Annotated in this window: 20 protein-coding genes and 1 pseudogene; 13 read left to right on the top strand and 8 right to left on the bottom strand. The window is 73.5% G+C overall.

Going from position 1 to position 18,764, the window contains the following annotated elements; translation table 11 throughout:
• Nucleotides 1–696 (top strand): annotated as a pseudogene (locus OO63_RS20235) (SWIM zinc finger family protein); the annotation flags it as partial.
• Between the two features lie 58 nt (nucleotides 697–754).
• On the top strand, nucleotides 755–1,198 hold the full coding sequence (locus OO63_RS20230; RefSeq protein WP_030358752.1) for a hypothetical protein: 444 nt from the start codon (nucleotides 755–757) through the stop codon (nucleotides 1,196–1,198).
• A gap of 137 nt (nucleotides 1,199–1,335) precedes the next feature.
• On the opposite strand, the gene OO63_RS20225 is transcribed toward OO63_RS20230, so the two are convergent.
• A complete protein-coding gene (locus OO63_RS20225) occupies nucleotides 1,336–1,809 on the bottom strand; it encodes a DUF3574 domain-containing protein (protein ID WP_030358753.1) in 474 nt (157 codons plus the stop codon).
• Between the two features lie 324 nt (nucleotides 1,810–2,133).
• On the opposite strand from OO63_RS20225, the gene OO63_RS20220 reads away from it, so the two are divergent.
• Nucleotides 2,134–3,189 (top strand): phosphatidylinositol-specific phospholipase C domain-containing protein, encoded by a 1,056-nt coding sequence (locus tag OO63_RS20220; protein ID WP_030358754.1) that lies wholly within the window; start codon nucleotides 2,134–2,136, stop codon nucleotides 3,187–3,189.
• A 58-nt stretch (nucleotides 3,190–3,247) separates the two neighbouring features.
• Here OO63_RS20220 and OO63_RS20215 read toward each other — a convergent pair whose 3' ends face one another.
• A complete protein-coding gene (locus tag OO63_RS20215; protein WP_030358755.1) occupies nucleotides 3,248–4,213 on the bottom strand; it encodes an endonuclease/exonuclease/phosphatase family protein in 966 nt (321 codons plus the stop codon).
• Nucleotides 4,214–4,426: 213 nt separating this feature from the next.
• On the opposite strand from OO63_RS20215, the gene OO63_RS20210 reads away from it, so the two are divergent.
• The 4 genes from OO63_RS20210 (at nucleotide 4,427) to OO63_RS20195 (ending at nucleotide 8,347) form a co-directional block, all read left to right on the top strand.
• The gene (locus OO63_RS20210) at nucleotides 4,427–5,788 is read left to right on the top strand and encodes an amidohydrolase (RefSeq protein ID WP_030358756.1); all 1,362 of its coding nucleotides are present in this window, start codon (nucleotides 4,427–4,429) and stop codon (nucleotides 5,786–5,788) included.
• Nucleotides 5,789–5,903: 115 nt separating this feature from the next.
• Nucleotides 5,904–7,094, top strand: coding sequence for a cytochrome P450 family protein (locus tag OO63_RS20205; RefSeq protein ID WP_030358757.1), 1,191 nt, complete (start codon nucleotides 5,904–5,906; stop codon nucleotides 7,092–7,094).
• A 183-nt stretch (nucleotides 7,095–7,277) separates the two neighbouring features.
• Nucleotides 7,278–7,988, top strand: coding sequence for a DUF899 domain-containing protein (locus tag OO63_RS20200; RefSeq protein ID WP_030358758.1), 711 nt, complete (start codon nucleotides 7,278–7,280; stop codon nucleotides 7,986–7,988).
• Between the two features lie 170 nt (nucleotides 7,989–8,158).
• Nucleotides 8,159–8,347, top strand: coding sequence for a hypothetical protein (locus OO63_RS20195; protein WP_030358759.1), 189 nt, complete (start codon nucleotides 8,159–8,161; stop codon nucleotides 8,345–8,347).
• Nucleotides 8,348–8,360: 13 nt separating this feature from the next.
• On the opposite strand, the gene OO63_RS20190 is transcribed toward OO63_RS20195, so the two are convergent.
• Both OO63_RS20190 and OO63_RS20185 read right to left on the bottom strand, forming a co-directional pair.
• Nucleotides 8,361–8,729 carry a hypothetical protein gene (locus OO63_RS20190; protein ID WP_428835929.1) on the bottom strand — a complete coding sequence of 123 codons (369 nt, stop codon included), beginning with the start codon at nucleotides 8,727–8,729 and terminating at the stop codon, nucleotides 8,361–8,363.
• 135 nt (nucleotides 8,730–8,864) lie between these two features.
• The gene (locus tag OO63_RS20185; protein ID WP_078619242.1) at nucleotides 8,865–9,332 is read right to left on the bottom strand and encodes an ATP-binding protein; all 468 of its coding nucleotides are present in this window, start codon (nucleotides 9,330–9,332) and stop codon (nucleotides 8,865–8,867) included.
• Nucleotides 9,333–9,659: 327 nt separating this feature from the next.
• On the opposite strand from OO63_RS20185, the gene OO63_RS20180 reads away from it, so the two are divergent.
• The 3 genes from OO63_RS20180 (at nucleotide 9,660) to OO63_RS20170 (ending at nucleotide 11,795) form a co-directional block, all read left to right on the top strand.
• Nucleotides 9,660–10,520 (top strand): helix-turn-helix domain-containing protein, encoded by an 861-nt coding sequence (locus OO63_RS20180; RefSeq protein WP_030358762.1) that lies wholly within the window; start codon nucleotides 9,660–9,662, stop codon nucleotides 10,518–10,520.
• A gap of 96 nt (nucleotides 10,521–10,616) precedes the next feature.
• Nucleotides 10,617–10,832, top strand: coding sequence for a DUF397 domain-containing protein (locus tag OO63_RS20175; RefSeq protein WP_051811012.1), 216 nt, complete (start codon nucleotides 10,617–10,619; stop codon nucleotides 10,830–10,832).
• A gap of 141 nt (nucleotides 10,833–10,973) precedes the next feature.
• Complete coding sequence (locus tag OO63_RS20170) at nucleotides 10,974–11,795, top strand: SAM-dependent methyltransferase (RefSeq protein ID WP_030358764.1); 822 nt, start codon at nucleotides 10,974–10,976, stop codon at nucleotides 11,793–11,795.
• A 129-nt stretch (nucleotides 11,796–11,924) separates the two neighbouring features.
• On the opposite strand, the gene OO63_RS20165 is transcribed toward OO63_RS20170, so the two are convergent.
• From OO63_RS20165 to OO63_RS20155, 3 genes are all read right to left on the bottom strand, one after another.
• Complete coding sequence (locus tag OO63_RS20165; RefSeq protein WP_030358765.1) at nucleotides 11,925–13,415, bottom strand: glutamate synthase subunit beta; 1,491 nt, start codon at nucleotides 13,413–13,415, stop codon at nucleotides 11,925–11,927.
• 152 nt (nucleotides 13,416–13,567) lie between these two features.
• On the bottom strand, nucleotides 13,568–14,047 hold the full coding sequence (locus tag OO63_RS20160; RefSeq protein ID WP_030358766.1) for an anthrone oxygenase family protein: 480 nt from the start codon (nucleotides 14,045–14,047) through the stop codon (nucleotides 13,568–13,570).
• Between the two features lie 349 nt (nucleotides 14,048–14,396).
• Complete coding sequence (locus OO63_RS20155; protein ID WP_030358767.1) at nucleotides 14,397–15,092, bottom strand: DUF2293 domain-containing protein; 696 nt, start codon at nucleotides 15,090–15,092, stop codon at nucleotides 14,397–14,399.
• Between the two features lie 43 nt (nucleotides 15,093–15,135).
• Here OO63_RS20155 and OO63_RS20150 point away from each other — a divergent pair, with 43 nt between their 5' ends.
• Both OO63_RS20150 and OO63_RS20145 read left to right on the top strand, forming a co-directional pair.
• The gene (locus OO63_RS20150; RefSeq protein WP_030358768.1) at nucleotides 15,136–15,768 is read left to right on the top strand and encodes a nucleoside/nucleotide kinase family protein; all 633 of its coding nucleotides are present in this window, start codon (nucleotides 15,136–15,138) and stop codon (nucleotides 15,766–15,768) included.
• Nucleotides 15,769–16,069: 301 nt separating this feature from the next.
• Nucleotides 16,070–16,489: a CBS domain-containing protein gene (locus OO63_RS20145; RefSeq protein ID WP_030358769.1), complete on the top strand. Its 420-nt coding sequence runs from the start codon at nucleotides 16,070–16,072 to the stop codon at nucleotides 16,487–16,489.
• Nucleotides 16,490–16,537: 48 nt separating this feature from the next.
• Here the strand turns inward: OO63_RS20145 and OO63_RS20140 are convergent, their stop codons facing one another.
• Entirely contained in the window at nucleotides 16,538–17,692 is a 1,155-nt protein-coding gene (locus tag OO63_RS20140; protein WP_030358770.1) for a magnesium and cobalt transport protein CorA, read from the bottom strand.
• Between the two features lie 110 nt (nucleotides 17,693–17,802).
• On the opposite strand from OO63_RS20140, the gene OO63_RS20135 reads away from it, so the two are divergent.
• Entirely contained in the window at nucleotides 17,803–18,597 is a 795-nt protein-coding gene (locus OO63_RS20135) for a methyltransferase domain-containing protein (protein WP_030358771.1), read from the top strand.
• The last annotated feature ends 167 nt before the right edge of the window (nucleotides 18,598–18,764 follow it).

Raw genomic sequence — 18,764 nt, 5'->3', positions numbered from 1 at the left:
CCCCCCCCCGCACCCCACCCCCCAGGACCCGCGACACCGCCCCTCACACCCCCGTCCTTCCCCGGCACCCCTGCCCGGGACGCCCTCACCAGCGACTACCGCCCCCCGCTCCCACCCCCCTTCCCCGTGCCGCCGCACCCCGGCGAGCCGCCCCTCCTGCCCGTCGTGCCGGGTGCGCCCGACGCCACGGCGCTGGAGTTCCTCGCGACGGATGCGGCGGCGCGGGCGTACGCGTACCTGAGGTGGGGCGAGTCCCCGTTCGCGGCCGACGCGTGGCTCGACGCGGTGCGGCTGGCCGCGTCCCACCCGGGGCTGACGGGTCGCCGTACCTTCAGCCGGCAATTCGCCGAGCTGGCCGCGTCGGTGGGCCGCACGCCCGCCGACCTGTCCCGCGCGGCGGCGGCCTGGCGGCAGGGCGGCGAGGAGGGCCTGGCGGTCCTGGAGTCCCCCTGGGACCCACCGGCGGGCCCCTTCGACCGGGCCAGGGGCGCCCTCGCCGCAGCGGACCTGCCCCGCATGACGATTCAGCGCAACCACCTCACGGACCCCACCGGCACCCACCAGATCCGGTACGGCCACGACGGCCGCTGGTACCCCTACCGCGCCGAGCCCCACACCGGCCCGGCCGACTGGTGGCCGGACGGCCCCGCCGACGAGGACCCGGTGGGCGCCCTCACGAGTCTGCTCGGCGGCTGACGCGCGCGGCCGCTACCGTGGACTCCCCAGCGGCGGCAGCAGCGACGAAGGAGACCCCGTGGACGCAGAGTTGACGGCCCTCGCGGCGGCCGGAGCCACGGCTCTCGTGCAGTCGATGGTGGGGGACGGGTGGACGCACGCGCGGGAGCGGGTCGTCGGGTTCTTCACGCGGCGGCGCGCGGGGAACGGAGACGGTGCGGACGGTGCGGCCGTCGCCGTCGCCGGTGAACTCGACGAGGCGCGCGAGGAGTTGGTCGCCGCGCGGGACGCCGAGGACGCGGACACCGCCGCCGATGTGCAGGCCGAGTGGCGCAACCGGATGCGACGGGCGTTGCGGGACGACCCCGAAGCCGCCGCCGAACTGCGGGTGCTGCTCGACGAGTTGGCGCCCGACGGGGGTGAGGAGGGGCGGGGTGGCAGCGTGCGCAACAGCATCAGCGGTGGCGTGCAGCACGGGAACGTCATCCAGGCCCACACCGTGGGCGACGTCACGCTGGGCTAGGCGGAGCCGACGCGCGCGTCAGGAGGCCGCGCGCGTCTGATCTCCACATGCCGCAGAACTTCACGTGCCGCAGAACTTCACGTGCCGCAGAAGTCCACGTGCCTCAGAAGTCCACGTGCTTCACGCCGTCATGCTCCTCAGAAGTCCACCCGCGCCCGATCGTCCAACCGCCCCACCGAGTCCTGCTTGAACTTCTTCTCGTAGTCGGAGCGGATCTCCTCGATGAGGACGTCCCGCTTCTTCGCCTCGGCGGTGGGGTAGAGGAGGATCAGCTCGTACGAGCGCTCCCGCTCGATCTTGCCGTTGCTGTCCTTCCACTGGCCGCGGCCCTGCTGGACGGTCAGGCCGTCGGAGAAGCCCGGCGTGACCTCGGTGTCGATGAACTTCATGAACTGCTTGTCCGTCACGGCCGGGCCGCCGTCGGGGCGTTCCGTGCCGAAGAACAGGCGGGTCTCGACGAAGGGCTTGCCGCGTGCGGCCGTGGCCTGCGTGCGGGGTGCGGTGTCCTCGGAGTCCAGGGCCGCGTACGCCGTCGGCGCGCCGATCGCGAGGACCGCCGCCGTGGCGGCGAGGGCGAGGCGCGGGCCGGTGAGCGTGAGGGTGAGGGCCATGGGGCCGCCTTTCGTGCGGGCGCGCGGCCACGCGGGCCGGGCGACGGGCAGGGGTGCCGACGGGCGCGTGCGGAACGGCGTCGACGGGCGTACACGGTAGAGGACCTGGGCCTTGTGGACGTGTCGACGCACGGGGCCTGTCCGTAAGTCGCCGTCTTCCGTCCCGTCACCCTCATCCCTTACCTTTCCCAGGACTTGACGGGTGTGGCGGAGGGGACGACGGTGCGGGCAGTGATGGGGCGTGCGGAGGGTGTGGAGGGTGCGGGACGTGGGGAAGGGGCGGTAGGTGCGCCACGTGCGCCACGTGCGCCACGTGCCGTGAGTGTGGGGGCGCGGCGCGGGTGGGGCACAGCCCTCGGGCTCGCCCTCGCCGGTGCCCTCACCGCCGCCCCGTCCGCCCTCGCCGACAGCGGCCCCGCCTCCGCGCCCGCCGCCGACGCGCCGTACGCCGCCACCACCGGCGTCGGTGTCCACAACGCGTACGAGAAGTCCAAGTACCCCTACTTCGCGGACGCCCTCGACTCCGGCGCGGGCATGCTCGAACTCGACGTGTGGACCAACGTCTTCGGCGGCGGCTGGCGCGTCTCGCACAGCAACCCCGTCGGCAACGACAACAACTGCGAGAACGCGCAGAAGCCCGAGGAGCTGCGGACGAAGGCCCGCAACCAGCGGCTCGACGGCTGCCTCTCCGACATGAAGGCCTGGCACGACGCCCACCCGGGCCACCGGCCCGTCCTCGTGAAGGTCGAGCTGAAGGACGGCTTCCAGGCGAAGAACGGCCGCGGCCCCGCCGAACTCGACGCCCTGCTCCGCAGCAAGCTCGGCGACGCCCTCTACCGCCCCGGCCAACTCGCCGAGGGCGGCGCGAACCTCGACGAGGCCGTACAGAAGAAAGGCTGGCCCGACCGGTCCGACCTCGCGGGCAAGTTCATCGTCGAGCTGATCCCCGGCACCGTCGAGCAGAACAACCCGGCCGACAGGCTGTGGACCGACCGCGAGTACGCCACGCACCTGCGGGACCTCGCCGCCGCCGGCCGCCTCGCGGACGCCGGCGCCTTCCCCGCCGTGCTCGGCGCCGCGTCCGGCGACCCCCGCACGCGCTACCAGGACGCCTCGATCCGGCCGTGGTTCGTGCTGTTCGACGGGGACGCGTCGGTGTACGCGGGCGGGTCCGTCGACACCAAGTGGTACGCCGACCGGCGCTATCTCGTCGTCATGTCCGACGCCCACAACGTGCCGCCCGCCATCAGCGCCACCCACCCGACCGAGGCCCAGGCCCGCGACCGCGTCGCCCTCCTCGCGGGACGGCACGCCAGCATCGTGTCGTCCGACTGGTATCCGCTGCCGGGGGTGCTCTCCACGGTGCTTCCGCGCGGATGAGGGCGGCCGGGGCGACGGCGACGGCGCCGACGCGGCCTGGGGTCGTCGCAGCCGCGCGCTAGGGCTGGAAACGTATCCACACCGGCGCGTGGTCCGACCCCGCCGCGTCCCTGCGCGCCTGCGGATCCGCCCCCACCGACGGCAGGTCGGGCCCCGCCGCCGCGTCCGGCAGGCCCGTGCCCGCCTCGCCGTCGGCCGTCACCCGGCCGGTCAGGCGGTGGCTCGTCAGGACGTGGTCGATGAGTTCGCGGCGGCCGAAGGTGACGCGGGAGAAGCGGCGTTCGGCCGGTATCAGCGGCGCCACGTTCCACAGCCGGGTCGCGTCGCCCTTGTCCGGCCTGCCGTGCCCCGGCGTGCCGAGCTCGGATCCGGGCGGGCCGAGCAGGATCTGGGTGGTGGCCGCCGCCACCTCGTCGTTGAGGTCACCGAGCACCACCACGTCGCGGTCGAGTCCGGCCCCGCCGAGCAGCCGGTCGGCGAGCGCGCGCAGGGTCGCGGCCTCGGCGGTCCGGCGGTACAGGGCGTACGCGCCGACGCGGGCCCGTTCGCCCTCGTCGCGCGGCTGGAACCGGCCGCCGGGGTACGTCAGGAGCTTGGACTTCAGATGACAGACCGCCGCGTCCACGGTCAGGGCCCGGGTGACGATCCGCACGGCGAACAGGCCACGGCCGGTCGTGGCGACCGGTGTCCCCGCGTCGTCGCCCTGCACGGGCCGCAGCTTCGCCGGGAACGCCTCGACGTCCGCGAGCACTTCCAGGTCGAGCCGGCTCAGGAACCCCACCCGGATGCCCCGGCTGTCCGCGTGCTCCGACACGGCCGTGCGCCAGTGGCCGTCGAGCATCCCGGCCAGGTCGGCGAGCGCCGCCGGGTCGCCGACCTCCTGCACGCCGAGCAGGCTCGGCCGCAGCGCGCGCACCGTCTCCGCGAGCGCGCTCAGCTTCGCCTCGTACGCCGCCTTGTCGCGCGGCCCGAACTCGCCGCCGGGCCGGTAGAGGTTCTCCAGGTTCCAGGTGCCGAGGAGCATGCCGGGCTCCTTCTCGGCGTCGTGGCGGGAGCGTCACCAGGGCAGGGAGTTCCCGGCCGGGGCGGGCGCTCGCGCGGGCGCCGTCGTGTGGTCTTCCCGCGGGCCCGGGGCGGCGGGCGGCCGCTGCCCCGCGGCGGGCGGCTGACGCCAGAGTGCTCCCGAAACGCCTGCCGCGACAGGCCCACGGCGACCCACTCCCCGTACCGTGAACGGATGACCGCGCCTGCCGCATCCGGCCCCGCCGACCTCATCATCATGGGCTGCACGGCCCTCGTCCACGACTCGGCCGAGCGCGTCGGCTTCGCGGCGGACACCGCGATCGTCGTACGCGACGGAGTCATCGCCGACGTCACCACCACCGGTGCCGTCGCGCACCTCGAAGCCGTCGAACGCGTCGACGCCCGCGGCCAGGCCGCCCTGCCCGGCCTCGTCAACTGCCACACCCATTCCCCGATGGTGGCCCTGCGCGGCATCGCCGAGGACCTGCCCGTGGAGGAGTGGTTCAACGACTACGTCTGGCCCATCGAGTCCAACCTCCAGGAGCGCGACGTGGAGCTCGGCGCGCGCCTGGCCTGCGCCGAGATGATCCGCGGCGGCGTCACCACCTTCGCCGACCACTACTTCGCCATGGACACCGTCGCCGACGTCGTCGCCGGGACCGGCCTGCGGGCCAGCCTCGGGCAGGCCTACTTCTCCTCCCAGGGCCCCGAAGGGCGGGAGGCGTCCCTGGACTTCGCGCTGCGCCGCGCCGGATCCGCCGACGGCCGCGTCACCACCTGCCTGGCCCCGCACGCCCCCTACACCGTCGACGAGGCCGACCTCGCCGCGACCGCCGAACTCGCCCGCGAGCACGGCCTGCTGGTGCATCTGCACGCCGCCGAGAGCCGCGCCCAGACCGAGCACAGCATCGAGCGGCACGGCGCCACGCCCATCGAGATCCTGCACCGCGCCGGGCTCCTCGACGTCGACGTCCTCATCGCCCACGGCACCGGCATCGTCGAGCGCGACCTGCCCGTCCTGGCCGGGGCCACGGGCCGCGTCGGCGTCGCGAGCGCGCCCCGCGGCTATCTGAAGTTCGCCTGGGACCCCACCCCGGTGCGGGCCCTCGCCGAACTCGGCATCCCCGTCGGCCTCGCCACGGACGGCGCCGCCTCCAACAACTCCCTCGACGTCTGGGAGGCGATGGCGCTCACCGCCCTCGTCCAGAAGTCCACGACCGGCGACCCGCGCTGGCTCACGTCCCGGCAGGCCCTGCACCACGCCACGCTGCAGAGCGCCCGCGCGGTGGGCCTCGGCGACGCGATCGGCAGCATCGCCGTGGGCCGCCGCGCCGACCTGATCCTCGTCGACCTCACCGGACCGCACACCCAGCCCGTGCACGATCTGGCCGCCACCCTCGTGCACAGCGCGCGCAGCGGGGACGTACGCACCACCGTCGTCGACGGCCGCGTCCTGATGCGGGACCGGGAGCTGCTCACGGTCGATGTGGCGGCCGTCGTGGCGGAGTTGGGGGAGCGGATGCCCGCGCTGGTGGAGCGGGGGCACGGGAAGCGGATCCAGGAGTACGACGGGTGAGGCGGGCGCCCGCCGCCGCAGGGGCACGCGGGCTCCCTCCCTCCCGGCTGGTCCGCCGCCTCTCGCGTCCGGGCCCGCCGATCTTCGGCCCGCCGCGCTCCTTAGGGTGGAACCCATGGCGACCCCCGCGAAACCCGATCACCTCGACGGGCTCATGACCGACCCCTACGGCACCTACGCGCAGCTGCGCCGGACCGCCCCCGTGCGGCGGATCACCGGGCCCGACGGCACCCCGGCCTGGCTCGTGACGCGCTACGCGGACGTCCGTGCGGCACTCGCCGACCAGCGGTTCTCGGTGGACAAGAGGCATGCGTCGCCCGGGAGCTACCGCGGCTTCTCGCTGCCGCCCGCGCTGGACGCGAACATGCTGAACATGGACCCGCCCGACCACACCCGCATCCGCCGCCTGGTCGTCAAGGCGTTCACCAAGCAGCGCGTCGAGAGCCTGCGCGCGCCCGTCCGGCGCACCGCCGACGAACTCCTCGACGCCGTCGAGGGCGCGGGCCGCGCCGACCTCGTGGCCGCGTACGCCGCGCCGCTGCCCATCACCACCATCTGCGACCTCCTCGGCGTGCCCGCCGACCACCGGCGCGACTTCACGGACTGGACCGACGCGCTCATCGCACCGGACCCGGCGAAGCCCGACCGCGCCAAGGAGACCGTCGTCGCGATGCTCGGGTTCTACACCGCGCTCATCGCCGAGAAGCGCGAACGGCCGGGCGAGGACCTGCTCTCCGACCTGATCGCGGCCCGCGACGACGGCGACCGGCTCAGCGAGGACGAGCTGACGTCACTCGCCTTCCTGCTCCACTTCGCCGGGTACGAGAACGCCGTCCAGCTCATCGGCAACGCCGTCCTCGCGCTCCTGCGCCACCCCGACCAGCTCGCCGCCCTGCGGGCCGACCCGGCGCGACTGCCGGGCGCCGTCGAGGAGTTCATGCGGTACGACACGTCGGCGGTGTTCTCCATCCGGCGCTTCGCGCGCGAGGACGTCACGATCGGCGGCGTGACCGTCCCGGCCGGGGAGACGGTGTTCCTCGGCCTCGGCTCCGCGGGCCGCGACCCCGACCGCTTCCCCGAACCCGAACGCCTCGACCTCACCCGCGACGCGAGCGGCCACCTCGCCCTCGGCCACGGCATCCACCACTGCGTGGGCGCGCCCCTGGCCCGCCTGGAGCTGACGACCGCGATCGGCGCGCTCGTCGAACGCTTCCCGGACCTCGCGCTCGGCGTGCCCGAGAGCGAACTGCGGTGGCGTCCTTCGATGCGGGCACGGGGGCTGCTCGCGCTGCCGGTGGTGTTCTGAACCTTCTGAACCGGGCCCGTCGCGGGGGTGCGGCGCCCTCTGTGGCGGGATCGGGCGACCCGGCCACGGCCCGGCTGAGAAAAAATCCGGGAAATCCCGTACGGGACCGATGAGTTCTTGTGAGACATCCAGTCAGCCCTCCCGAGAACCCGCGACCGCGGACCGGATCCGGAGGAATGCGCCATGGGACTGCCGCACATCGTCACGCGCGCGGAGTGGCTGGCCGCCCGCGACAAGCTGCTCGCCAAGGAGAAGGCCGCCACCCGCGCCCGCGACGAGCTGAACGCCGACCGGCGCGGGCTGCCCATGGTCGAGGTGGACAAGGACTACCTGTTCGACGGCGCGGACGGGAAGGCGACCCTGCTCGACCTGTTCGACGGCCGCGCCCAGCTGATCGTGTACCACTTCATGTTCGCCCCCGAGTGGGACGCGGGCTGCCGCAGCTGCTCGGCGTTCCTCGACCAGATCGGACACCTCGCGCACCTGCGGGCCCGCGGCACGACCTTCGTCGCCGTCTCGCGCGCCCCCTTCACCCGCATCCTGCCCTTCAAGGCCCGCATGGGCTGGGTCGTGCCCTGGTTCTCGGCGTGCGGCGGCGAGTTCAACCGCGACTTCGCCGCGTCGTTCGCGGGCGCCGACGGCCGCGTCCAGGACCGGCCAGGACTCAGCTGCTTCCTGCGTGACGGCGACCGCGTCTTCCACACGTACTCCACGTTCGACCGGGGCCTGGACGGCATCGGCTCCACCACCAGCCTGCTCGACCTCACCGCGCTCGGCCGCCAGGAGGAGTGGGAGCGGCCGCGGGGCCGGGCGTCGGCGCTCGGGGCTCCGGCGGGGAGCGACCGGGTGCGGTACCACGACGAGTACGAGGACTACGACGGGTACGGGTACTGACACCGTGCTGCCGTAGGGACCCAACTCCGTGTCGTTTCGGTCACGTTGTGAGCCGTTCGGGGTGCGGCGCGCGTTCTCCTCAGTGCAAGGTCTTGGTTTTCACCAACCGCAGAGAAGCACAGACAGGCGCAGCGAACAGAGCGCCGAGTCGTACACGGGGGAACGTGAACATGATGAACGGACGAGTGGTGCTTGAGAGCTTTCCGGCGGGCGGACCGCGCGGGTCGTGGCCCGCGGAGGAGTTCGCGCGGGACCGGCGTCGTGAGGGGCAGCGCGCGGAGGTCGTGATGGACCTGTCGAGCGACGCGTTCCTGGTGATCGTGCGGGGTCAGGAGGCGAGCGGGCGCCCGGCGGCCTGACAGCGTCCGGGCCTCAGGCCCGGACGGCCCCTGCCCACCCCGGAACGGCCCCCGAGAGGCGGCACAGGCCCAGATAGAGGGGGATCGGCGGGGTATAGGGGACGGAGCCCTCGGGCCGGTGCACGAGCACCGGCTCCCGGGTCGCGTCGGGAACCACGGCGCCCGGCGAGTAGAACGCCGACGGCGGCCACTGCAGGGCCACGTCCGAGTCCGCCGGCACGATCCACCACCAGCGCGGCCCGTCCTCGTACACACATCCCACCCGGGGCAGTCGCTCCAGGAGGCGCGGACCGAACTCCGCCGGCATGGCGACCGCGTCGCAGCCGAGGGGTTGCCGCATTCCGGCGGGGACGGCGAGTCGTGCCACTGGCTGCACACTCACGACTCGCCGTCCGACCGCCCGCTCCCGCTCTCGCGAGAGCCGTACCAAGGTGCCAAGGTCGAGCAGTCGCGCTGTCCTCGTGCTCACATGTCCCCCGACCGCATCACTGTCGCACTCGCATCCCCGTCATTCGGCTCACAGGCCGTCGGTCAAGGCCTCGATGCCCTCGACGTCCGTGTAGCCGAGGGCCTCCGTATCGAAACCGTGGACACCGGTCTCCCGCGTGCCGAAGCACGCCGCCGGATCGGGTGATCTGGGCAGCTCCGCCCACACCGAAAGGCCGGATCCGGAGTCCTGGACACCCCATGCGTTGCTCACGGCGCTCACGAGAAGCAGTCCCCTCCCATGCTCCTCGTCAGGTCCCCGCAGCCCTGTCGGCCGTGGCACGCCCGCGTTCCGACCCTCGTCGCGTATGGCTATCCGCACGGTGTCGGCTCCCGTGCAGATCTCGCAGACGACGGTGTTGCTCGCGGTGTGCACGATCGCATTGGTGACCAGCTCCGATACGACGAGCGCCGCCAGGTCGCAGGCGTCGTCGCCGACCGCGAGGGAACACAGCCGTTCGCGCGTCAGCCGCCTTGCCCGCGCCACAGAACTCGGCATCGCGGCAAGAGTGAAGGTGACGCAAGGCTCGCCGGCCTCCGCCCGACCCTCGGCACAAACGCCAAGTCGAGCTCGGGTGGCTTCAGTTCCTAACGATGCGGGCGGAGTCACGCTCTCCACTATCGCCCCGCCGCGAACACCTTGGCAAGACCCACTCTGAAAAGTGCACAGTGACGTGTTCCTTTGAGACGTCCCATGGCACACTTCTCGCAACGCCTCACCGAGCGGCGTGACGTGCGCGACACGTGGTGAAGTGCGGTGACGCACGGTAACGCGAGTCGTACAACGGCGATGCAGAGAGCGACGCGAAGTGGGTGGAGGTAGGACGTGAGCGAACCGCGGTCGGCGCCGACCGTCGGACAGGTCGTTCTCGGTCGTCGCCTGCAGGACCTGCGCGAACGAGCCGGTCTGAAACGCGACGAAGCCGCGCGGGTACTCCGCGTGGCCCCCGCCACGGTCCGCCGCATGGAGACGGCCGAGGTCGCGCTGAAGATCCCGTATCTCCAGCTGCTCCTGAAGGCGTACGGCGTCACGGACGAAGAGGCCGACGCCTTTGTGCTGCTCGCCGAGGAGGCGAACAAGCCCGGCTGGTGGCAGCGCTTCCACGACATCCTGCCCGGCTGGTTCAGCATGTACGTCAGCCTGGAGGGCGCCGCGAGCCTCATCAGGTCCTACGAACCGCACTTCGTGCCCGGACTGCTCCAGACCGAGAGCTACGCGCGTGGCGTGCTGCGCTCCGGGGCCATCGGCCAGACCCGTCCCGAGGACATCGAGCGGTACGTGGCGCTGCGCATGGAGCGCCAGGCGCTGCTCACCCGCGAGGACGCGCCGCGCCTGTGGGCCGTGATGGACGAAACCGCCCTGCGCAGGCCCGTCGGCGGCCCCGACGTGATGCGGGCACAGATCGACCGACTGCTCGAAGCCGTGGAGATGCCGCACGTGACGCTCCAGGTCGCGCCGTTCTCCTCCGGGCCGCACCCGGGCACCTTCGGGCCGTTCGTGCTCTTCCGCTTCGCGATGGCGGAGCTGCCGGACATGGTCTACAGCGAGTACCTGACCGGTGCCGTCTATCTGGACGCCCGCACCGAGGTGGCGACGCATCTTGAGGTCATGGACCGCATGGCGGCCCAGGCCGCTACCGCACAACGCACGAAGGAGATCCTCCGGGATGTCCGCAAGGAGCTGTGAATGGACCGAGATCGACACCGTGCGGGCACGGGCCCTGCGTCCCGGCCCGACACCCGCGCCGACTCCCGGCCCCCAGGGTCCCGGATCTACAACGGCATGCCCGCGCGCGAACTCGGCGCCGAGGGCTGGCACAAGCCGTGGAGCGGCGGCAACGGCGGCAACTGTCTCGAAGCCATGAAGCTGGACGACGGCCGCGTCGCCGTCCGCCAGTCCTCCGACCCGGACGGCCCCGCCCTCATCTACACGGACGGTGAGATCCGGGCGTTCATACAGGGCGCGAAGGCGGGGGAGGCGGACTTTCTGCTGTCGTGACCGGGTACGTCACCGGCGGGTGCGCGGTTACGCCACCGGCCGGGCGGCGGGTGCCGCATCCGCCGGTGAACTCGTACGTCGTGCGCGCACACCTCGACCACGGTGCGCGCGGACCTCGGTGAAGGGGCAAGGGAGCCACAGATGACCGGGACGGGGCAGGCCTCCGAGGGCGGCTCGTCGTACATCGACACGAGCAAGCCGCATCCCGCGCGGATGTACGACTGGTGGCTCGGCGGCAAGGACAACTACCCCGTCGACGAGGAGATGAGCCGCCAGCTCGTCGCCATGGACCCGCGCATCCCCGCCGTCGCACGCGCCAACCGCGCCTTCATGCAGCGCGCCACGCGCTGGCTCGCCACCGCCGGGATCCGGCAGTTCCTCGACATCGGCACCGGCATCCCGACCGAGCCCAACCTGCACCAGATCGCCCAGGGCATCGCGCCCGACACCCGCGTCGTCTACTGCGACAACGACCCGATCGTCCTCGCCCACGCCGAGGCGCTCCTGCGGTCCACGCCCCAGGGCGCCACGGAGTACATCCAGGGTGACGCCCGCGAACCCGCCGCCATCCTCGCCGAGGCCCGCAAGACCCTCGACTTCACGCGCCCCGTCGCCCTGTCGCTGATCGCGCTGCTGCACTTCGTCCCCGACGAGGACGGCGCGTACGAAGTGGTGGACGAGCTGGTGTCCGCGCTGCCGTCGGGGAGCTTCCTGATGCTGTCCCACGGCACGGGCGAGTTCACCCCCGACCGGGCCAGGACGGCCGGTGACCTGTACAAGTCCCGCGCCCTCACCCTCGCCCTGCGCGACCGCCCCGACGTCGTCCGCTTCTTCGACGGCCTCGACCTGGTGGAGCCCGGTGTGACGGTGGCCGACGCGTGGCACCCGGAACTGGGCGAGCGGGCGGAGCCCGTCGGGGACGGGCCGCTGCCCATCTACGGCGGGGTTGCCCGTAAGGGGTGAGGGTCGCTCGCGCCCGTAAGGGGTGGGGGTCGCTCGCGCCCGGTAAGGGGTGGGGGTCGCTCGCCGCGGGCTGTGGGGCGGGCTCTTGTGCCTGAGGGGGCGGTCGGCGGCCTGTTCCGCGGTACCCGGTCACGGTCTGAGGGGGCCGTCGTGCGCGGTGACCGGTGACGGCAGTGACGTCGAGCCCATGAGGTGGCGGTCCACGGCCGCCGCGGCCGCGCGGCCCTCCGCGATCGCCCACACCACCAGGGACTGGCCGCGCCCGGCGTCCCCGGCGACGTACACCCCGGGAACGTTCGTCGCGTAGCCGCCGTCCCTGGCGACCGTGCCGTCCGGCGCCACCGTCACTCCCAGTTCCGAGACCGCGGTCCCGACGGTCACCTGTGGCCCCCGGAACCCCAGCGCGAGCAGCACCAGGTCGGCCCTGAGGACCCGCTCGGCGCCCGGCACCGGACGCCGCCGCGTATCGACGGTGCCCAGGTGAACGGCCTGCACCCGCCCCGCGGCGTCCCCGGAGAACCGCAGCGTCGAGGCCGCGAAGAGCCGCGCGTCGGCGTCCGGATTCTGGCCGAAACCCAACGCCTCGGCCTCCTCGTGGGCGGGGGAGACCCGGTGCACGGTGGGGTACGTGGGCCACGGGTCGGCCGTCTCGTCCCGCTCCGTCGGGGGGAGCGCGCGGATGTCCACCTGGGTCACGGACGCGGCGCCTTCCCGGACCGCCGTGCCCAGGCAGTCCGCCCCGGTGTCGCCGCCTCCCACGATCACCACGTGCCGGCCGACGGCGGACAGGGGGGAGACGTCGAGGTCGCCCTCGCACACGCGGTTGGCCTGCGGCAGGTACTCCATGGCCTGGGTGACCCCCACGAGCTCCCGGCCCGGCACCGGAAGCTCCCGCCACGCCGTGGCCCCGACGGCGAGCACGACCGCGTCATGGCGGCTCCGCAGCGCCGCCGCGCCGATGTCCCGGCCGACCTCCGTCGACGTACGGAACCTCGTGCCCTCGGCCCGCAGCTGCGCGAGCCGCCGCTCCAGGTGGTGCTTCGCCATCTTGAACGCGGGGATCCCGTAGCGCAGCAGCCCGCCCGCCCGGTCGTCCCGCTCGTACACCACGACCGTGTGCCCCGCCCGCGTCAGCTGCTGCGCCGCCGCGAGGCCCGCGGGGCCCGACCCGACGATCCCCACCGACTTCCCGGTCAGGCGTTCCGGCGGCACCGGCGGGGCCAGGCCGTCCGCCCAGACGCGGTCGGCGATCGCCGCCTCCACGTTCTTGATGGTCACCGCGGGCTGGTCGATGGCGAGGACGCAGCCCGCCTCGCACGGCGCCGGGCACAACCGGCCGGTGAACTCGGGGAAGTTGTTCGTCGCGTGCAGCCGCTCGGCGGCGGCGCGCCAGTCGGCCCGCGAGACCAGGTCGTTCCACTCGGGGATCAGGTTCCCCAGCGGGCAGGCCTGGTGGCAGAACGGGACCCCGCAGTCCATGCACCGGTCGGCCTGCTCCTCGATCAGGGGCAGCGGCGCCCCGGGGACGTACGCCTCGTCCCAGTCCTTCACCCGCTCGCCCACCGGCCGCCGCGGCCACTCGCGGCGCGGGTGCCGCAGGAACCCCTTGGGGTCGGCCATGGCCGTCTCCCTACGCGTAGGGCGCGTCTTTCAGCCACCACGGTATGCCGGGGAGACGGGGTCGGCATGTGCTCCGGCGGCGGCGGAGCGGCGCCCGGCCGGCCGGGAACTCCCAGGTCAGGCGGAGGACTCCCGGGCCGGGCCGAGGCCCCTCAGGTCAGGCCGAGGATGAAGGAGACCGTCGCGGCGGTGGCGGCACCCGTCCGGATGTGGTTCCACATCGTCCATTCGGCCACGTACGTACGCCAGTACTCCGCGCCGGACTCCGATGCCGCGTCGACCTTCGCCAGCTCGTTGTTGCGCGGCACGTTCGCCACGACCGTCACCCCGAAGCAGCCGAAGAGATACAGCGCGCAGCCGAGCAGCAGCTCCACCGCGCCCTCGTCCGGCCAGACCACGAAGGTGACCACGGCCAGCACCACGCTGACGCCGGTCGCCCCCATGAACACGGCCATGAACGGCGGCCTGACCGCCGTGACGTTGATCGCGTTCATCGCGGCGATGCCCTGGGCCGACGGCAGCGCGGCGAGTCCCCGCATCACGAAGGTGGAGAAGCCGATGAACACCCCGGCGACGAGGGCACAGGTCACCGCACCGAGAACGGTGAGCACGAAGTACGGTCCGTCGATCATGGCTACTCCCTGGGTGGGTCCGGCCTCCGTCGGCCGGCGTGGCGCGCCCGATCCTGCACGGCGCGGTGTGTCTGTGACCAGTCAATGACCACGACGAGCCGGACGCCATACGCGGACGCCGCACACCCATAAGCCCGCGTCTCACTGGCCGGGGGCCTTGGGCGGGGTGCGTGTGCGGGTGCCGGTCGGGTGGGTGTGGGTGCGGGTGTGGGTCGGGTGCGGGCGCTTGGGCGGGGTGGCGCCCCGGTCCGGCCCGGGCCTGCGGTGTCCTTGGCCGGGCCTGCGGTCGCCCTGGCCGGGTTTCGGTCTCCCCGGCCGGGTTTCGGTCTCCCCGGCCAGGACCGGCGCCTCATGCCCCGGTGCCCCGCCCGGGCCCGTCCTCCCGCCACCCGCGCAACCGCTCCTCGACCGCGCCCGCGATGGCACGCCGCGCCTCGCCCCGCGGCACCCCGCGCATCAGCAGCTCGTCGTACTCCGTGTCCGTGTGCCGTACCGCGGCGATCACCGCCGCCGTCACCGCCCTCGGCGTCAGGGCGCGTCCTGCGGCGCTGCGGCCCACGCGGCCGCTGCCCCGGGCGCCCGCGTGCGCGGCGATCGCCTGGGCCCGGTCCCGCGGGCAGCCCGGGAACAGCCGGCGGATCTCCGCCGCGAACTCCCCGACGAACCGCACGTCCTCCCCGGCCCGCCGGGCGCCGTCCCGGGCCCGCCGCCGCGCCCGCGCGTCCGCGTCGGCCAGGCAGCGCTCCTCGGCCCGGACGAGCGCCGCCTCCTCGACCAGGACGCCCTGCCGCTCGTACCGGCTCTTGCGCCGGTTGAACCGCACGACCACCGCGGCAAGCCCGCTGCCCTCCCGCGCCCGCCGCGTCAACGCCGTGTCCCCGCGCGGCAGATACACCAGGTGCCCGAGGTCCGCGCAGTCCAGGCAACGTGGCTGCCCGCCCTCGTCGACCAGCAGCGACAGCGGTCCGCCCCGGCACTCCACACAACGCCTGCGCTTCAGCGGCTGGATGACGACGGGCCCGGTGCGCACGCGAGGAACGGCCATGCCCGGTTCATGCCCGCCCACCGGCACCCCGCATCATGGGCCCGTGCGACTCGAAGCGATCACCTGGGAACGGCTCACGGACACCCTCGCCGACCGGCTGCTCGGCCTGGAGCCGCGGGACGGCGGCGCCTGGCCGCGCGTCGCCTTCGACGGCGCCCCCGCCGCCCGCCCCGGCGAACTCGCCGCCGCGGTGGCCGAGGCGCTGCGCGTGCGCGGGCGGCCCTCGCTCGTCGTCGGCACGGCCGGGTTCCTGCGGCCCGCCTCGCTGCGCCTCGAGTACGGACACGAGGACGTCGAGGCGTACTACAGCGGCTGGTTCGACACCGGCGCCCTCTGGCGCGAGGTCTTCGGACCGCTGGACCCCGGCGGCACCGGCCGCGTCCTGCCCGACCTGTGGGACCCGCACGCCGACCGCGCCACCCGCACCCCCTACGTCCAACTCCCTCCCGGAGCCCTGCTGTTGCTGCACGGCCCCCTGCTCCTCGGCCACTGGTTCCCCCTCGACCTGGCCGTGCACGTCCACCTCTCCGCCGGCGCCCTGCGGCGACGCACCCCGCCGGACGACCAGTGGACCCTGCCCGCCTTCGACCGGTACGAGGCGGAGGCCGACCCCACCGCGGCGGCCGATGTCGTCGTCCGGGCCGACGACCCGCGCCACCCGGCCTGGACGGGCTGATCCGGCCTCGCGCCCGGCCCCGATCGCACGCTCGGCCGCGACCCGCGACCCGCGACCCGCGACCCGCGACCCGCACCCGGTTCCGGCCGCACGCTCGGCCTCGACCCGCACCTGGTCCCGGCCGCACGCTCGGCCTCGACCCGCCGGGCCTCCACCCGACCGGACCGGACCCGCTCCGACCAGTGCCGATCAGCCCCGTCGCGGCTGCGGGTGCGGCCCGGGGGTGCCGCGACGAGAATGAGGACGCCGGGACTAGCGGCGCCCCCGCGCCGCGCCGGCCGTCCGGCACCGGGAGGTACCCATGACCACCGCCGGAGACATCATGCACCGGGGTGCCCAGTGGATCCCCGCGCACGAGACCCTGGACCGCGCGGCCCAGCTCATGCGCCAACTCGACGTGGGCGCCCTGCCCATCAGCGACCAGAACGACCGCCTGTGCGGCATCCTCACCGACCGGGACATCGTCGTCGGCTGCGTCGCGATGGGGCACGACCCGGCCAAGGTCACCGCGGGCGACATGGCCAAGGGCACACCCCGCTGGATCGCGTCGGACGCCGACGTCGAGGCGGTGCTGCACGAGATGCAGGGCCACCAGATCCGCAGGCTGCCCGTGATCGAGAACAAGCGCCTCGTCGGCATGATCAGCGAGGCCGACCTCGCCCAGCACCTGACGGACGAACAGCTCTCCGCCTGGGTCGAGAGCGTCTACGCCAAGTCCTGACCCGTCCCGCGCCTGACCCGTCCCGCGGTTGCCCCGTCCGGGCCTCCGTCACAGCCAGCCGTTGCGCCGGAAACCGCGGTACAGCAGGACGCACGCCGTCGCTATCACTCCCATCACCAGGCCGTATCCGTACTGCCAGCGCAGCTCGGGCATGTGGTCGAAGTTCATGCCGTAGACCCCGCAGACCATCGTGGGTACGGCGACGATGGCGGCCCAGGCCGTGATCTTCCGCATGTCCTCGTTCTGAGCGACCGTCACCTGGGCGAGGTGGGCCTGGAGGATCGAGTTCAGCAGTTCGTCGAAGGCCGCTATCTGTTCGGTGACCCGCTTGAGGTGGTCGTCCACGTCGCGGAAGTACGCCTGTATCTCCGGGGCGACGAGGCGCATCGGCTTGGCGGCGAGGATCTGGAGCGGGCGGCCGAGCGGCACCACCGCCCGCTTCAGCTCCAGGAGCTCGCGCTTGAGCTGATAGATCCGGCCGGGGTCGGCCCCGCGGGCGCCCTCGGGCGCGAACACCTCCGCCTCGACCTGGTCGATGTCGGCCTGCACCGAGTCCGCCACCACCAGATAGTCGTCCACGACCTGGTCCGCGATGGCGTGAAGGACCGCCGCCGGGCCCTGCGCCAGCTGGTCCGGCGTCCCCTCCAGCTCCTCGCGCAGCGGGCCGAGCGAGCCGTGCCTGCCGTGCCGCACGGTGATCACGAACTCCTTGCCGACGAAGACCATGATCTCGCCGGTGTTCACCACCTCGCTGGTCGCGGTCAGCTCCGCGTGCTCCACGTAACAGACCGTTTTGAACACGGCGAACAGCGTCTGGCCATAGCGCTCCACCTTCGGCCGCTGGTGGGCGTGCACCGCGTCCTCGACCGCCAGCGGGTGCAGGTCGAAGAGCTCGGCGATGCCCGCGAACTCCCGCTCCGTCGGCTCGTGCAGCCCCAGCCACACGAAGCCGTCGTCGTGCTTGCGGACCTGGCCCACGGCCTCGACGAGATCGCCGTCGCGGGCGGGTGTCTGGCGCACCCCCTTGCGATAGGTCACGCACTTCACCACCGACGAGCCCAGCGGGGAGCGGGCGGGGTGGCTCAGGTCGACGCGAGGGCCACGCCGGGTCAGTCCCGCGACCTTGCGCAGGCCGCGGACGCTCCGCAGATTCCCGACCTTGCGGAGGCTTCCGACCTTCCGCAGATTGCCCGACATCGACATGTGCAGCTCCTCGTGCTGGACTTGATGAGCAAGTCTGCCAGTCCGGTCCGACACCACGGTGAGGCCTGTGGGAACGGAATACTCCGCTCCGGAACTGTAATGATCGCCACATGACGCGAACCGACGGACATCTCCTCGACGGCAGGCCCGACCAGTCGGCGGCCCGCTCCAGCGCCTTCGCCGCCCTCTTCGACCCCACCACCTTCCGGCACATCGAACGGCTCGGGATCGGGCCCGGCTGGCGCTGCTGGGAGGTCGGCGCCTGCGGCACGTCCGTCGTGTCCTGGCTCGCCAAACGGGTCGGCCCCACCGGCCGTGTGCTCGCCACCGCCACGGACACGGCGCCGCTCCTCTCGGCCGCGCGCCCGCCCGTACAGGTCCGTGCCCACGACGTGGCCGCCGACGCGCCGCCCGCCGAGGCCTTCGACCTCGTGCACGCCCGCCTCGTCCTCACCCACGTACCGGACCGCGAGCGGGCCCTGCACTCCATGATCAAGGCGCTGCGCCCCGGCGGCCGGCTCCTCATCGAGGAGGCCGACCCCGCCCTGCAGCCCCTGGCCTGTCCCGACGAGCACGGCCCCGAGGAGGAGGCGGCGAACCGGCTGCGCGGCGGCGTGCGCGCGCTGCTCGCCGACCGCGGCGTCGACCTCGCGTTCGGGCGGGTGCTGCCGAGGCTGCTGCGCGCGGCGGGACTGCGGCAGGTGGAGGCGGACGCGTACTTCCCGCTCGTCTCCCCGGCGTGCGCGGCCCTGGAGTCCGCCACCGTCGAGCAGGTCCGCGCGGACCTCGTCGCGGCGGGCCTCGCCTCGCACGACGACATCGAACGACACCTCGCCCATGTCGCCGACCGCGTCGTCGTCCCGGCCACGGCTCCGCTGGTGTCGGCGTGGGCCCGCAAGGCTTGATCGGAGGGTGAGTCGGGGGCCGGGCTGGGACTGGTGGGGCCGGGCGGGGCCTGGAGGGGAGCGTGAGCCCGGCCCGGCCCGGGCGGGGCGTGGACGGGTGTGAGCCGGGGCTGGGTGGGGCTTGGATTGGAGCGCGAGCCCGGACGCGGGCGCGGGGCCTGGACCGG

This window comes from Streptomyces alboflavus (genome assembly GCF_000716675.1).
In the GTDB taxonomy this organism is placed as follows: domain Bacteria; phylum Actinomycetota; class Actinomycetes; order Streptomycetales; family Streptomycetaceae; genus Streptomyces; species Streptomyces alboflavus.
The sequence above is the reverse complement of the archived record's forward strand: the minus strand, read 5'-3'. Positions and strand labels throughout refer to the sequence as shown.